This window comes from Pseudomonas sp. W3I7 (genome assembly GCF_030816095.1).
Taxonomy (GTDB): Bacteria; Pseudomonadota; Gammaproteobacteria; order Pseudomonadales; family Pseudomonadaceae; genus Aquipseudomonas; species Aquipseudomonas salomonii.
The window spans coordinates 1,289,980-1,304,954 of sequence record NZ_JAUSXP010000001.1 but is presented as its reverse complement, the minus strand read 5'-3'; the positions used below and the strand labels follow the sequence as shown (position 1 = coordinate 1,304,954).

Genomic DNA, 14,975 nt, shown 5'->3' with positions numbered 1-14,975 from the left:
GGATTCGCTGTGATGACTACCTACACCGAAAACACTGCCGATACCCCGCAAATCTACTCGCTGAAAAACGTCAACCGGGTGTTCGGCAAAGGTAAAGACGAGCTGCAAGTGCTCAGCGGCGTCGACCTGAGCCTGCACGAAGGCGAGATCGTCGGCATGCTCGGCCGCTCCGGCTCGGGCAAATCCACCTTGCTGCGCATTATCGCCGGGCTGATCCAGCCGTCCTCCGGCGAAGTCCGCTACAACGGCGCGCCGCTCAACGGCCCGGCCGAAGGCGTGGCCATGGTGTTCCAGACCTTTGCGCTGTTCCCCTGGCTGACCGTGCTGGAAAACGTCGAAGCCGGCCTGCAAGCCTTGCAAGTCGAGCGCAAGGAAACCCGTCGGCGCGCCCTGGCGGCCATCGACTTGATCGGCCTCGACGGCTTTGAAAACGCCTACCCGCGCGAGCTGTCCGGCGGTATGCGCCAGCGCGTGGGGTTTGCCCGTGGCCTGGTGGTCAACCCGACATTGTTGCTGATGGACGAGCCCTTCTCGGCCCTCGACGTGCTCACCGCCGAAACCCTGCGTACCGACCTGCTGGACTTGTGGAGCGGCAAGCAGCTGCCGATCAAGTCGATCCTGATCGTGACCCACAACATTGAAGAAGCGGTGTTGATGTGCGACCGCATCCTGGTGCTGTCATCCAACCCCGGCCGCGTGGTCGCCGAGATCAAAGTGCCGTTCGCGCACCCGCGCAACCGCCTGGACCCGACGTTCCGGCAAATGGTCGACGACATCTACGCGCTGATGACCGACCGACGCAGCGCCGATGCCAGCCGTGGCATACCCGAGCTGAAAATGGGCAGCCTGCTGCCGGAGGTGTCCACCAACCTGATGGCCGGCCTGATTGAAACCCTGGCCGCCGAGCCTTACAACGGCCACGCCGGTTTGCCGACCGTGGCCGAACGGCGCTTGCTGGAAGTCGATGACCTGTTCCCGGTGGCCGAGATGCTCGAGCATTTGGGCTTCGCTGAACTCAAGGGCGCCGACATCACCCTCACCGACGCCGGCAAGCTGTTCGCCGACTACGGCACCCAGGAACGCAAAACCCTGTTCGCCGAGCATTTGATCAAACACGTGCCGCTGGCCGCGCGGATTCATCAGGTGTTGCTTGAGCGCAGCGGGCACCGCGCGCCACGGGTGCGTTTCGAGCAGGAGCTGGAAGACTCGATGACCGAAGCGTTCGTGGAAAAAACCCTCGAAAGCGTGATTGCGTGGGGGCGTTATGCGGAGATTTTTTCGTATGACGACCATACCGAGACGTTTAGCCTGGATGATGTGGAAGGCAGTATGTAACAAACCAAGTGTGGGAGCCGCTTTTGTGGGAGCTGGCTTGCCTGCGATGCAGACAACTCGGTCTTTCAGCTACACCGAGGTGATGCTATCGCAGGCAAGCCAGCTCCCACACAAGCCAGCCCTCACACAAGCCAGCCCCCACATTGGTTTTTGGGCGCTTGTCAGATCACAAACAGGTCCACAAACCGATTCACCGGCGTGGCCTCAAGCCGCGCCTGATCCTTGCACAACGCAAAAATCTCGCCACTGCGCTGCGCGGTAAACCGCGTGGCCAGGTTGGCTTTGAACTTGTCCTCCAGCAACGGAATGCCATCCACCCGACGGCGGCGATGCCCAATCGGGTATTCCACCGCGACCTGCTCGGTGTGGGTACCGTCTTTGAAAAACACCTGCACGGCATTGGCAATGGAGCGCTTGTCGGCCTCCAGGTATTCGCGGCTGTAGCGCAGGTCCTCAACGATCTCCATCTTTTCGCGCAGCTCATCGATGATCGGGTGCGCCGCGTGGAATTCATCCTCGTACTGCTCGGCCACCAGATTGCCGAACGCCAACGGTACCGCAGTCATGTATTGCAGGCAGTGGTCGCGGTCGGCGGCATTGGCCAGTTTCCCGACTTTGGAAATGATGCGAATCGCCGACTCGTGGGTGGTGATCACGATGCGTTCGATTTCATGCAGACGATCCTTGACCAGCGGGTGCAAGGTCACCGCCGCTTCACAGGCCGTTTGCGCATGGAACTCGGCCGGGAAGCTGATCTTGAACAACACGTTTTCCATCACATAGGTGCCATAAGGCTGGGGCAGGCTGAACCCACGCTTGTCCTCAGGCTTGAGTGCGAGGTCTTTGTTGGTGTGGCTGAACAGCACGTCATAAAAACCCCATTGCGGCGCGCTCAGCACACCGGGGATGCCCATCTCTCCGCGCAGTGCGATATCGGCCAGGCGCACGCCACGGCTCGATGCATCCCCGGCCGCCCAGGATTTGCGCGAACCGGCATTGGGTGCGTGGCGATAGGTGCGCAGCGCCTGCCCATCGACAAAGGCGTGGGACAACGCCGACAGCAGCTGTTCACGGTTGGCGCCCATCAGCTTGGCGGTGACCGCCGTGGAGGCGACTTTCACCAGCAACACATGATCGAGGCCGACGCGGTTGAAGGCGTTTTCGAGGGCAATCACGCCCTGGATTTCGTGGGCCATGATCATCGCTTCCAGCACTGCACGCACGGTCAGTGGTGCGTCGCCGTTGGCCACACGTTTTTGCGACACGTGATCGGCCACGGCGAGGATACCGCCGAGGTTATCCGAAGGGTGGCCCCATTCGGCGGCAAGCCAAGTGTCGTTGTAATCGAGCCAGCGCACGATGCAGCCAATGTCCCAGGCGGCCTTGACCGGGTCCAGGCGCAATGAGGTACCCGGCACACGCGCGCCGAACGGCACGACGGTGCCCTCGACAATCGGCCCCAGGTGCTTGGTGCACTCGGGGAAGCGCAGGGCCAGCAGGCCGCAGCCGAGGGTGTCCATCAGGCAGTTGCGGGCGGTGTCCAGGGCGTCCCGGGAATCGATGCGGTAGTTGAGGACATAGTCGGCAATGTCCTGCAGGACCTGGTCGTAGTCGGGGCGGTTATTCTGGTCGACGTTGGCGCTCATGGCAGTACTCCAAAGTGGGTTGGGGTTAGTCCTCGGGCTCACGGTTGATCATGTTAAGGCCGGTCTGGTTGCCCGCCTTGGTAGTGCGGATAGTGTTGAACCCCTGTGGGAGCGGGCTTGCTCGCGAATGCGGTGTGTCATCTACACATAAGGTGACTGATACACCGCATTCGCGAGCAAGCCCGCTCCCACACAAGCCCACTCCCCAAAAGGGATTGTGTGGGTCTTTAGAACGCGTCGCCGGGGACGCGCACGAAACCTTCCATCAGCACCCGTGCGCTGCGGCTCATGATGGCTTTTTTCACCACCCATTCGCCGTTTACCTGGGTGGCCTCGGCGCCCACGCGCAAAGTGCCGGACGGGTGCCCGAACCGCACCGCGTTGCGCTCCACACCACCGGCCGCGAGGTTGACCAGGGTGCCGGAAATCGCCGCCGCCGTGCCAATCGCCACCGCCGCCGTGCCCATCATCGCGTGGTGCAGCTTGCCCATGGACAGTGCGCGTACCAGCAAATCCACATCACCGGCCTTGATTGCCTTGCCACTGGACGCCACGTAATCCAAAGGTCTGGCCACAAACGCGACCTTCGGCGTGTGCTGGCGCTGGGCGGCTTCGTCCAGGTGTTTGATCAGGCCCATGCGCAACGCGCCATAGGCCCGCACGGTCTCGAACATCGCCAGTGCTTTCGGGTCGCTGTTGACCGCACCTTGCAGCTCGGTGCCGGTGTAGCCGAGGTCTTCGGCGTTGATGAAAATGGTCGGGATGCCGGCGTTGATCAGCGTCGCCTTGAAGGTGCCGACACCCGGCACTTCCAGGTCGTCGATCAGGTTGCCGGTGGGAAACATCGAGCCACCGCCGCCCTCTTCTTCCGCTGCCGGGTCCATGAACTCCAGCTGCACTTCGGCGGCCGGGAAGGTCACGCCGTCGAGCTCAAAGTCACCGGTTTCCTGCACCGCGCCGTCGGTGATCGGCACGTGAGCGATGATGGTCTTGCCGATATTGGCCTGCCACACCCGCACCACCGCCACACCGTTGTGCGGCACGCGGGCCGGGTCAACCAGACCGGCGCTAATGGCAAACGAACCCACCGCCGCCGAGAGGTTGCCGCAGTTGCCGCTCCAGTCGACAAACGGCTTGTCAATGGAGACCTGGCCAAACAGATAGTCCACGTCGTGATCGGCGCGGGTGCTTTTGGCCAGGATCACGGTTTTGCTGGTGCTGGAGGTTGCACCGCCCATGCCGTCGATTTGCTTGTCGTAAGGATCGGGGCTGCCGATGACCCGCAACAGCAAGGCATCGCGAGCAGCACCCGGCACCTGCGCCGATTCGGGCAGGTCCTTGAGGCTGAAAAACACGCCCTTGCTGGTACCGCCACGCATGTAGGTGGCGGGGATCTTGATTTGCGCTGCATGTGCCATGCTTATCCCCTTAAGCGGTCGCCGCCGATTCCAGGAAGTCCTGGGCGAAACGTTGCAACACGCCGCCCGCCTCGTAGATCGACACTTCTTCGGCGGTGTCCAGGCGGCATGTCACCGGCACTTCGACACGTTCGCCATTCTTGCGGTTGATCACCAGCGTCAGTTGCGCACGCGGGGTGCGTTGGCCGACCACGTCATAGGTTTCGCTGCCGTCGATCTTCAGTGTGTGGCGGTCGGTGCCCGGTAAAAACTCCAGCGGCAACACGCCCATGCCCACCAGGTTGGTGCGGTGGATGCGCTCGAACCCTTCGGCGGCAATCGCCTCCACCCCGGCCAGGCGCACGCCCTTGGCCGCCCAGTCGCGGGACGAGCCCTGGCCGTAGTCGGCGCCGGCGATGATGATCAGCGGTTGCTTGCGCTCCATGTAGGTTTCGATGGCTTCCCACATCCGCGTGACCTGGCCTTCGGGCTCGATGCGCGCCAGGGAACCCTGCTTGACCTTGCCGTTTTCCACGACCATTTCGTTGAACAGTTTCGGGTTGGCGAAGGTCGCGCGCTGGGCGGTCAAGTGGTCGCCGCGGTGAGTTGCATAGGAGTTGAAGTCGACTTCCGGCAGGCCCATTTTCGCCAGGTATTCACCCGCTGCGCTGTCGAGCATGATCGCGTTGGACGGCGACAGGTGGTCGGTGGTGATGTTGTCCGGCAGTACCGCCAGCGGGCGCATGCCCTTGAGCGGCCGCGCACCGGCCAACGCTCCTTCCCAGTACGGTGGGCGACGGATATAGGTACTTTGCGGGCGCCAGTCGTACAGCGGCGCGACTTTGGGGCCGGTGTCTTCGTGGATCGCGAACATCGGGATATAGACGGCGCGGAACTGCTCCGGCTTGACCGAGGCCTTGACCACGGCGTCGATTTCTTCGTCGCTCGGCCAGATGTCTTTCAGGCGGATTTCCTTGCCGTCGGCATCCAGGCCCAGCACGTCCTTTTCGATGTCGAAACGGATGGTACCGGCAATCGCATAGGCCACTACCAGCGGCGGCGACGCCAGGAAGGCTTGCTTGGCATATGGGTGAATACGCCCGTCGAAGTTGCGGTTACCCGACAAAACGGCCGTGGCGTACAGGTCGCGGTCGATGATTTCTTGCTGGATCAGCGGGTCGAGCGCGCCGGACATGCCGTTGCACGTCGTGCAAGCAAACGCCACCACGCCGAAGCCGAGCTTGTCCAGCTCATGGCCCAGGCCGGCTTCTTCCAGGTACATGGCCACGGTTTTCGAGCCCGGCGCCAGCGAGGATTTGACCCACGGTTTGCGCGTGAGCCCAAGCTGGTTGGCATTACGCGCGAGCAAGCCTGCGGCAATCACGTTGCGCGGGTTGCTGGTGTTGGTGCAGCTGGTAATGGCGGCGATGATCACCGCGCCGTCGGGCATTTGCCCCGGCACTTCGTCCCACTGACCGGAGATGCCTTTGGACGCCAGATCGCTGGTCGCCACGCGTGCATGCGGGTTGCTCGGGCCGGCCATGTTGCGCACGACGCTGGACAGGTCGAAGGTCAGGCCACGCTCGTATTGCGCGCCCTTGAGGTCATCGGCCCACAGACCGGTGTGGCGGGCGTATTGCTCGACCAGCGTGACTTGTTCGTCTTCACGGCCGGTGAGTTTCAGGTAGGCAATGGTTTGCTGGTCGATGTAGAACATCGCGGCGGTAGCGCCGTATTCCGGGGCCATGTTGGAGATGGTCGCGCGGTCGCCCAAGGTGAGTGCCGAAGCGCCTTCGCCGAAGAACTCCAGCCAGGCACCCACGACTTTCTGTTTGCGCAGGAACTCGGTCAGCGCCAGCACCATGTCGGTGGCGGTGATGCCCGGTTGCAGCTTGCCCGTCAGCTCCACGCCGACGCTTTCCGGCAGGCGCATCCACGAGGCGCGGCCGAGCATTACGCTCTCGGCTTCAAGGCCGCCGACGCCGATGGCGATCACGCCCAGGGCATCCACATGGGGCGTGTGGCTGTCGGTGCCGACACAGGTGTCGGGGAAGGCCACGCCATCGCGCACCTGGATCACCGGAGACATTTTCTCCAGGTTGATCTGGTGCATGATGCCGTTGCCCGGCGGGATCACGTCGACGTTCTTGAAGGCCTTTTTGGTCCACTCGATAAAGTGAAATCGGTCTTCGTTGCGACGGTCTTCGATGGCGCGGTTTTTCTCGAAGGCCTGCGGGTCAAAACCACCGGCTTCGACGGCCAGGGAGTGGTCGACGATCAGTTGGGTCGGTACCACCGGGTTGACCTGCGCCGGGTCACCGCCTTGCAGGGCGATCGCGTCGCGCAGGCCGGCGAGGTCGACCAGCGCGGTCTGGCCGAGGATGTCATGGCACACCACACGCGCCGGGAACCACGGGAAGTCGAGGTCGCGCTTGCGTTCGATCAGTTGGCTCAGGGACGCGTTGAGGGTGGCCGGGTCGCAGCGGCGTACCAGGTTTTCGGCGAGTACGCGCGAGGTGTACGGCAAGGTGGCGTAGGCGCCGGGGGTGATTGCCTCGACAGCCGCGCGGGCGTCGAAGAAATCCAGGCGGCTGCCGGGCAGCGGTTTGCGAAATTCAGTGTTCATCGTCAGGACTCGGTCACGGTAGGTTCACAAGGTGCCGGCTGACTCCGAGGTGGAATGCGATCAAAATGTGGGAGCGGGCTTGCTCGCGAAAGCGGTGGAACAGTCGCCGGATGTGTTGAATGACACACCGCATTCGCGAGCAAGCCCGCTCCCACATTTTGCTTCGGTTATCACTTCAGAATCGCCGGTGTCCTAATTCAGCGACGTTCGATTGGCACGAACTTGCGCTGTTCTACGCCGATGTACTCGGCGCTTGGGCGGATGATGCGGTTATTGGCGCGCTGCTCGAACACATGCGCAGCCCAGCCGGTCAGGCGCGAGCACACGAAGATCGGCGTGAACAGCTTGGTCGGGATGCCCATGAAGTGGTACGCCGAGGCATGGTAGAAGTCGGCGTTGGGGAACAACTTCTTCTGCTCCCACATGGTCTTGTCGATAGCCTCCGAGACCGGGAACAACACCTTGTCGCCCACCTCATCGGCGAGTTTTTTCGCCCAGCCCTTGATCACTTCATTGCGCGGGTCGCTGTCTTTGTAGATCGCGTGGCCAAACCCCATGATTTTGTCTTTGCGCGCCAGCATGCCGAGGGTGCCTTCGACGGCTTCTTCGGCCGAGCCGAAACGCTCGATCATCTCCATCGCCGCTTCGTTGGCGCCGCCATGCAACGGGCCGCGCAGCGAGCCGATGGCGGCGGTCACGCAGGAATACAAATCGGACAGGGTTGAAGCACACACGCGCGCGGTGAAGGTCGAGGCGTTGAATTCGTGCTCGGCGTAGAGGATCAGCGACACGTTCATGACTTTTTCATGCAGCGCGCTGGGCTTCTTGCCATGCAGCAGGTGCAGGAAGTGGCCGCCGATGCTTGGCTCGTCGGTCACGCAGTCAATCTTCTTGCCGTCGTGGCTGAAGCGATACCAGTAGCACATGATCGCCGGGAAAGCGGCCAGCAGGCGGTCGGTGACATCGTGCTGGGCGCTGAAGTCTTTCTCGGGCTCGATATTGCCCAGGAACGAGCAACCGGTGCGCATCACGTCCATCGGGTGGGCGTCGGCGGGGATGCGTTCCAGCACTTCCTTAAGCGCTTCCGGCAGGTCGCGCAGTTTGCTGAGTTTGGCGCTGTAAGCGGCCAATTCGGTTTTGCTCGGCAATTGGCCGTAGAGCAGCAGGTAGGCGACTTCTTCAAATTGCGCATCGGCGGCCAGTTCGCGCACGTCGTAGCCGCGATAGGTCAAGCCGGCACCGGCCTGGCCGACGGTGGACAGTGCAGTCTGCCCGGCCACCTGGCCACGCAGGCCGGCGCCACTCAGTACTTTTGCTTCAGCCATGGTTCTTCTCCAATTTTGTAGTTATTCAGGGAGGCGCGTTCGTTACTTTTTCGCGGCGAACAGCGCGTCGAGCTTCTGCTCGAAGGTGTGGTAGTCGATGCGATCGTAAAGCTCCATGCGGGTTTGCATGGTGTCGATCACTTTCTGTTGCGTACCGTCGCGACGGATCGCGGTGTAGACGTTCTCGGCGGCCTTGTTCATGGCGCGGAAAGCCGAGAGCGGGTACAGCACGATGGAAACATCGGCAGATTTCAGTTGATCGACTGTATAAAGAGGGGTTGCACCGAACTCGGTAATGTTAGCCAGGATCGGGGCCTTTACCTTTGACGCGAAGAGCTTGTACATCTCAAGCTCCGTGATGGCTTCCGGGAACACCATGTCGGCGCCGGCTTCGATGCAGGCGGCGGCACGCTCCAGCGCCGACTCCAAGCCTTCAACCGCCAGCGCGTCGGTGCGCGCCATGATCACGAAGCTGTCGTCGGTGCGTGCGTCCACGGCGGCCTTGATGCGGTCGACCATTTCCTGTTGGGACACGATTTCTTTGTTCGGGCGATGCCCGCAACGCTTGGCGCCGACCTGATCTTCGATGTGGATGGCGGCGGCGCCGAACTTGATCATCGACTTGACAGTGCGCGCCACGTTGAACGCCGAGGAGCCGAAACCGGTGTCGACGTCGACCAGCAACGGCAGGTCGCACACGTCGGTGATGCGGCGTACGTCGGTGAGTACGTCATCCAGGCCGGTGATGCCCAAGTCCGGCACGCCCAGGGAACCGGCGGCAACGCCCCCGCCTGACAGATAAATCGCCTTGAAACCGGCGCGCTTGGCCAACAGGGCGTGGTTGGCGTTGATCGCACCGACCACCTGCAAGGGCTGTTCACTGGCGACGGCGTCACGAAAACGCTGGCCTGGAGTGGTTTTATTGTTGGAACTCATGACTCACCTCGTGATGAAGGAGCGCCGTCCGGGAAGTGACGGGCAATATTGCGTTTGGAAGCGCCGATATGGCGGCGCATCAACAACTCGGCCAGTTCACCGTCGCGATCGGCAATCGCGTCAAGAATGCGGTGATGCTCGGCAAAAGCCTGGCGTGGACGATTAGGGGTGGCGGAGAACTGGATGCGGTACATGCGCACCAACTGGTACAGCTCGCCGCAGAGCATTTGGGTAAGGGTGCGGTTACCGGCGCCTTGAATTATCCGGTAATGAAAATCGAAGTCGCCCTCTTGTTGGTAGTAGCCCAGGCCTGCCTGGAACGCTTCGTCGCGCTCATGGGTGTGCAACACCTGGCGCAGCTCTTCGATTTCCGCGTCGGTCATGCGCTCGGCCGCCAGGCGGCAAGCCATGCCCTCCAGGGATTCGCGGATTTCATACAGCTCGATCAGCTCGGCATGGCTCAAGGACACCACTCTTGCGCCGACGTGAGGCACGCGCACCAGCAGGCGCTGGCCTTCGAGCCGGTGGATAGCCTCACGCAACGGGCCACGGCTGATGCCGTAGGTGCGCGCCAACTCCGGTTCGGAGATTTTGCTGCCGGGAGCGATCTCACCTTTGACGATGGCGGCCTGGATACGCCGGAAAACGTTCTCGGACATGGTCTGGGAATCGTCTTGCGCCACCACCGGCGTTTCCAGTTGATCCAGCATATTGTCGACACCTTTAAAAGCAATGCCGCAAAAACTAGCCAATCAAGCCCTGTTAGTCAAAGAATAAATACACATTGTCGACAATCGTCTAATAACCCTTGCCGCACCTTCACGGGGCATGGCCGCCTGCCAGCGCTGGCGCCAGAAAAGCATCATGTTAGAATGCCCGCCGCTTTTGCCTGACATCACTTGATGAAACGGCGCACGAGGGAGTTTGCGCAGCAATGCCAGTCGCCTTGAATTGAACATCGCACTGCACCGCGTCAGGATCTATGAGACTCAAGCCCTTCCTTCTTATTTGCCTACTGTGCATACCTGGCCTTGGCGTTGCCGCCGAGAAGACCGTGTATGGCCTGAATGAATACGCCAAATTGGCCGGCATCGACCTGGAAGTGGCCGCCAAACTCGATACCGGCGCCAAGACCGCCTCGTTGAGCGCCCGCGATATCAAGCGCTTCAAGCGCAACGGCGAATCCTGGGTACGCTTTTATCTCGCCATCGACACCGCCCATTCCCACCCCATCGAACGCCCACTGGCACGCGTGAGCAAGATCAAGCGTCGCGCCGGTGACTACGACCCCGATGAGGACAAGAACTACACCGCCCGCCCAGTGATTGCCCTGGATATCTGCATGGGCACCGCTTTACGCAGCATCGAAGTGAACTTGACTGACCGCAGCGCCTTCCAATACCCGCTGCTGATCGGCTCCGAAGCGTTGAAACGCTTTGATGCGCTGGTCGACCCCAGTCTTAAATACGCAGCGGGCAAACCCGCCTGCGCCGCCGACGCTCATACCGCCGAGTAAACCGAATGCGCTCTTTGACCCTGCACCTGAGAATCCTCATCACCATCCTGGTGGTATTGGGTATTTCGGTCACCGCTTACCAGATTTTCGTGCTGGGGATCCCCGTCACCGAAGACGCCACCGACGACTTGTGGAACATCGACGCCAAGGTCGAATTCGTCGCCAACCCCAAGGACCCGGTAAAAATCTCGATGTTCGTGCCGCCCCTGAGCCGCGACTTCGTCAGCCTTAACGAGAGTTTTATTTCCAATAACTACGGCGTGAGCGTCAACCGCGCCGACGGCAACCGCAAGGTCACCTGGTCGGCGCGCCGCGCCAAGGGCAACCAGACGTTGTATTACCGCCTGGTGTTGACCAAGCGTTACAGCGGCGAAAAGGTCAAGGTCAAAGGCCCGACCTTCCGCGACAGCATTGCCGTCGAAGGCCCGGAAAAAATCGCCGCCGAAGCCCTGCTGGCGCCGATCCGCCAGCATTCGGCCGACGTCGAGACCTTTATCACCGAAGCGATCAAGCGCACCAACAACCTCAACGACGACAATGTAAAGCTGCTGCTGGCGGGCGACCCGTCCACGCCGCACAAAGCCAAGATCGTCGAACTGTTGCTGTCCATCGCCCATGTGCCGGTGGAAAAAGTCCACACTATCCGGCTCGTCGCCGACCAGCCGCAAACCCCGGAACTGTGGCTGCGCAGCTTCAACGGCAATGATTGGCTGTACTTCAACCCGGAAAACGGCGAGCAGGGCCTGCCTGCCGACCGCCTGCTGTGGTGGACCGGTGATGAAAACCTGATTTCGGTGGAGGGCGGCAAGAAAGCCATGGTGACCTTCAGCCTGAACAACAGCGAGATGAACGCGATTCGCCTGGCCAAGCTGACCGACGAAAACACCGACGCCAATTTCCTCGAATACTCGTTGTACGGCTTGCCGCTGCAAACCCAGCAGACCTTCATGATCATGGTGATGATCCCCATCGGCGTGCTGGTGATTCTGATCCTGCGCAACCTGATCGGCCTGCAAACCCTGGGCACCTTCACTCCGGTGCTGATCGCCCTGGCGTTTCGCGAGACGCAGTTGGGCTTCGGCATTGCGCTGTTCACCATCATCACCGCGCTGGGCCTGTCGCTCAGATCGTATCTGGAGCATTTGAAGTTGCAGATGCTGCCAAGGCTCTCGGTGGTGCTGACCTTTGTGGTGGTGCTGATTGCGGCCATCAGCCTGTTCAGCCACAAGCTGGGCCTGGAACGCGGGCTGTCGGTGGCGCTGTTTCCGATGGTGATTCTGACCATGACCATCGAGCGTCTGTCGATCACCTGGGAAGAACGCGGCGCCAACCATGCATTGAAAGTGGCCGTGGGCACACTGTTCGCCGCGGCCCTGGCGCACATCATCATGAGCGTGCCGGAGCTGGTTTACTTTGTGTTCACCTTCCCGGCGATCCTGTTGATCCTGGTGGGTTTCATGCTGGCCATGGGTCGCTATCGCGGCTATCGCCTCACCGAGCTGGTGCGTTTCAAGGCCTTCCTCAAGGCTGACTCGTAATGTTCGGCTTCTGGAAAACCTGGAAGGCCCTCGAAGCGCGAGGGATCATGGGCATCAACCGGCGTAACGCCGACTACGTGCTCAAGTACAACAAGCGCAGCCTGTACCCGATCGTGGATGACAAGATCATCACCAAGGAACGGGCGATTGCGGCGGGCATCCATGTGCCCGAGATGTACGGGGTCATTTCCACCGAGAAGGAAATCGACAAGCTCGACGAAATCATCGGCGGGCGCAGCGACTTCGTGATCAAACCGGCCCAGGGCGCCGGCGGTGATGGCATCCTGGTGGTGGCCGACCGGTTTGAAGGGCGCTACCGCACGGTGTCCGGCAAGATCATCAGCCATGAAGAAATCGAGCACCAGATCTCCAGCATCCTCACCGGTTTGTATTCCCTGGGTGGCCACCGCGACCGCGCACTGATCGAATACCGCGTGGTGCCCGACCAGATCTTCAAGAGCATCAGCTACGAAGGCGTGCCGGATATCCGCATTATCGTGCTGATGGGCTACCCGGTGATGGCTATGCTGCGCCTGCCGACCCGCCAGTCCGGCGGCAAGGCCAACCTGCACCAGGGCGCGATTGGCGTGGGCGTAGACCTCGCCACCGGCCTGACCCTGCGCGGCACCTGGCTGAACAACATCATTACCAAACACCCCGACACCACCAACGCGGTGGATGGCGTGCAGCTGCCCAACTGGGACGGGTTCATGAAGCTCGCGGCCGGCTGCTACGAGCTGTGCGGGCTGGGCTATATCGGCGTGGACATGGTGCTGGACCAGGAAAAAGGCCCGTTGATCCTGGAGCTGAATGCGCGGCCGGGGCTGAATATCCAGATCGCCAATGACTGCGGTTTAACCTTGCGTACCCACGCGGTGGAAGCGCGACTGGACGAACTCAAAGCGGCTGGGGTGACGGAAACTGCGGAAGAACGCGTGACGTTTGTGCAGGAAATGTTTGGGCATATTCCTGCGGTAGAAGGCTGATGGCCTCATCGCAGGCAAGCCAGCTCCCACATGAGAACACGATCAACCAGTGGGAGCTGGCTTGCCTGCGATAGCTTTCTGACAAGCAAGACCTCTATCCAGCTATCACCGACATCCCTCTAGGACCAAACTCTTCAGGGGACTACAATCGCCCACCCCCACGCCAACAGCTGATCCACCCCGCAATGTCGACCTGCTCCGTACACCCGCTGCCCTACCTGGCCAACCCCGCCGACTACTTTGCGGCGATTCGTCATGCCCCTGGCGCCGTGCTGCTCGACAGTGGCCGCCCGGCTGCCGAACGCGGGCGTTATGACCTGCTCAGCGCCTGGCCGCAAGCGACATTGACGGTAGCGCCTGACGAAAGTGGCGGTGATTTCCTGCAACGCTTAAGGACAAACCTGACGCAGTTGGGCGAAGCGGAGCTGCCGGCAGGTTATGCGCTGCCCTTTGCTGGCGGCCTGATTGGCTACTTGAGTTACGACTTTGGCCGGCACCTGGAGCACCTGCCTGATTGGGCCGTGGATGACCTGCACCTGCCGGATGCGCGCTTCGGGCTGTATGCCTGGGCGCTGATCAGCGATCACCAGGTGCAGACCAGCCAGTTGGTATTCCACCCCGCGTTGGCCGACAGCGAACGGCTACGGTTGCTCGACCTGTTTGGGCAACCAACGGCTGAGTCATCTGGCAGCTTCAAGCTGAACGGTCCCATGGCGCCGGACCTCACGCCCGAGGCCTACCGACAGGCCATCGTGCGTATCCAGGCCTACATCCAGGCGGGCGACTGCTACCAGGTCAACTTTGCGCAACGTTTTCGCGCGCCCTGTGCCGGTGATCCCTGGGTGGCGTATTGCGCGCTGCGAGAGGCCTGCCCTACACCGTTTTCCGGGTTTCAGAGCCTGCCGGATGACGGCGCGGTGCTCAGTCTGTCGCCGGAACGCTTCGTGCAGATCAGCGAACGCCAGGTGGAGACCCGCCCGATCAAAGGCACCCGCCCGCGGGGTCTGACGCCCGAAGAGGATGCCGCCAACGCCGCCGAACTCCTGGCCAGCCCCAAGGATCGCGCCGAAAACCTGATGATTGTCGACCTGCTGCGCAACGACCTCGGCCGCACGTGCCGCACCGGCTCGGTGAAGGTGCCGGAGTTGTTCAGCCTGGAAAGCTACCCCAATGTGCACCACTTGGTGAGCAGCGTGACCGGGGTGCTGGCCGACGACAAAGACGCCCTCGACCTGATCGCCGGCAGCTTCCCTGGCGGCTCCATCACCGGCGCGCCGAAGATCCGCGCGATGCAGATCATCGATGAGCTGGAGCCGACCCGACGCGGGTTGTACTGCGGCTCGCTGGTGTATCTGGATGTACGCGGCGAGATGGACAGTTCCATCGCCATCCGCAGTCTGCTGGTCAAGGATGGGCACGTGAACTGCTGGGGCGGCGGCGGAATTGTCGCGGACTCGCAGTGGGAGGCGGAGTATCAAGAGTCACTGACCAAAGTACGGGTCTTGTTACACACGTTGGAAAACCTGTAGCACCCCGCCTTTCCTGGCGCTCGTACGCGGCGCGCAGCGACAGAAAAAACCTGAATCAGAACGGCTGTGGACGGAGCATGAGCGGGCGGATAGCGTCCGGCTCAGACCGTCCACCCGCCACCTGTGAAGGATCACATGAAG

Annotated in this window: 11 protein-coding genes; 5 read left to right on the top strand and 6 right to left on the bottom strand. The window is 61.6% G+C overall.

From position 1 onward, the window contains the following. The first annotated feature begins 12 nt into the window (after positions 1-12). The gene (locus QF043_RS06255; protein ID WP_065929890.1) at positions 13-1,335 is read left to right on the top strand and encodes an AAA-associated domain-containing protein; all 1,323 of its coding nucleotides are present in this window, start codon (positions 13-15) and stop codon (positions 1,333-1,335) included. A 161-nt stretch (positions 1,336-1,496) separates the two neighbouring features. Here QF043_RS06255 and prpD read toward each other — a convergent pair whose 3' ends face one another. The 6 genes from prpD to QF043_RS06225 all read right to left on the bottom strand — a co-directional run bounded on the left by prpD (position 1,497) and on the right by QF043_RS06225 (position 9,975). Next, on the bottom strand, positions 1,497-2,981 hold the full coding sequence (gene prpD / locus QF043_RS06250; RefSeq protein ID WP_307417863.1) for a 2-methylcitrate dehydratase: 1,485 nt from the start codon (positions 2,979-2,981) through the stop codon (positions 1,497-1,499). Between the two features lie 227 nt (positions 2,982-3,208). After that, on the bottom strand, positions 3,209-4,399 hold the full coding sequence (gene prpF, locus QF043_RS06245) for a 2-methylaconitate cis-trans isomerase PrpF (RefSeq protein ID WP_307417862.1): 1,191 nt from the start codon (positions 4,397-4,399) through the stop codon (positions 3,209-3,211). A gap of 10 nt (positions 4,400-4,409) precedes the next feature. Continuing rightward, entirely contained in the window at positions 4,410-7,004 is a 2,595-nt protein-coding gene (acnD, locus tag QF043_RS06240) for a Fe/S-dependent 2-methylisocitrate dehydratase AcnD (RefSeq protein WP_307417861.1), read from the bottom strand. A gap of 197 nt (positions 7,005-7,201) precedes the next feature. Beyond that, complete coding sequence (prpC, locus tag QF043_RS06235) at positions 7,202-8,329, bottom strand: 2-methylcitrate synthase (protein WP_307417860.1); 1,128 nt, start codon at positions 8,327-8,329, stop codon at positions 7,202-7,204. Positions 8,330-8,371: 42 nt separating this feature from the next. Beyond that, positions 8,372-9,265 (bottom strand): methylisocitrate lyase, encoded by an 894-nt coding sequence (gene prpB / locus QF043_RS06230; RefSeq protein ID WP_307417859.1) that lies wholly within the window; start codon positions 9,263-9,265, stop codon positions 8,372-8,374. Further along, positions 9,262-9,975, bottom strand: coding sequence for a GntR family transcriptional regulator (locus tag QF043_RS06225; protein ID WP_056861578.1), 714 nt, complete (start codon positions 9,973-9,975; stop codon positions 9,262-9,264). The genes prpB and QF043_RS06225 overlap by 4 nt, the downstream gene beginning before the upstream one ends. A gap of 272 nt (positions 9,976-10,247) precedes the next feature. On the opposite strand from QF043_RS06225, the gene QF043_RS06220 reads away from it, so the two are divergent. The 4 genes from QF043_RS06220 (at position 10,248) to pabB (ending at position 14,834) form a co-directional block, all read left to right on the top strand. After that, a complete protein-coding gene (locus QF043_RS06220) occupies positions 10,248-10,781 on the top strand; it encodes an ATP-dependent zinc protease (RefSeq protein WP_058422048.1) in 534 nt (177 codons plus the stop codon). A 5-nt stretch (positions 10,782-10,786) separates the two neighbouring features. Beyond that, on the top strand, positions 10,787-12,319 hold the full coding sequence (locus QF043_RS06215) for an inactive transglutaminase family protein (RefSeq protein WP_307417858.1): 1,533 nt from the start codon (positions 10,787-10,789) through the stop codon (positions 12,317-12,319). Next, positions 12,319-13,305 carry an alpha-L-glutamate ligase-like protein gene (locus tag QF043_RS06210; RefSeq protein ID WP_307417857.1) on the top strand — a complete coding sequence of 329 codons (987 nt, stop codon included), beginning with the start codon at positions 12,319-12,321 and terminating at the stop codon, positions 13,303-13,305. Before QF043_RS06215 ends, QF043_RS06210 begins: the two co-directional genes overlap by 1 nt. Positions 13,306-13,490: 185 nt before the next feature. Then, positions 13,491-14,834, top strand: a complete 1,344-nt coding sequence (gene pabB, locus QF043_RS06205; protein WP_307417856.1) for an aminodeoxychorismate synthase component I — start codon at positions 13,491-13,493, stop codon at positions 14,832-14,834. Positions 14,835-14,975 lie beyond the last annotated feature (141 nt).

Coding starts and splice junctions, on each gene's coding strand:
- QF043_RS06255 (WP_065929890.1), top strand. CDS start 13: ATGACTACCTACACCGAAAACACTGCCGATACCCCGCAAATCTACTCG.
- prpD (WP_307417863.1), bottom strand. CDS start 2,981: ATGAGCGCCAACGTCGACCAGAATAACCGCCCCGACTACGACCAGGTC.
- prpF (WP_307417862.1), bottom strand. CDS start 4,399: ATGGCACATGCAGCGCAAATCAAGATCCCCGCCACCTACATGCGTGGC.
- acnD (WP_307417861.1), bottom strand. CDS start 7,004: ATGAACACTGAATTTCGCAAACCGCTGCCCGGCAGCCGCCTGGATTTC.
- prpC (WP_307417860.1), bottom strand. CDS start 8,329: ATGGCTGAAGCAAAAGTACTGAGTGGCGCCGGCCTGCGTGGCCAGGTG.
- prpB (WP_307417859.1), bottom strand. CDS start 9,265: ATGAGTTCCAACAATAAAACCACTCCAGGCCAGCGTTTTCGTGACGCC.
- QF043_RS06225 (WP_056861578.1), bottom strand. CDS start 9,975: ATGCTGGATCAACTGGAAACGCCGGTGGTGGCGCAAGACGATTCCCAG.
- QF043_RS06220 (WP_058422048.1), top strand. CDS start 10,248: ATGAGACTCAAGCCCTTCCTTCTTATTTGCCTACTGTGCATACCTGGC.
- QF043_RS06215 (WP_307417858.1), top strand. CDS start 10,787: ATGCGCTCTTTGACCCTGCACCTGAGAATCCTCATCACCATCCTGGTG.
- QF043_RS06210 (WP_307417857.1), top strand. CDS start 12,319: ATGTTCGGCTTCTGGAAAACCTGGAAGGCCCTCGAAGCGCGAGGGATC.
- pabB (WP_307417856.1), top strand. CDS start 13,491: ATGTCGACCTGCTCCGTACACCCGCTGCCCTACCTGGCCAACCCCGCC.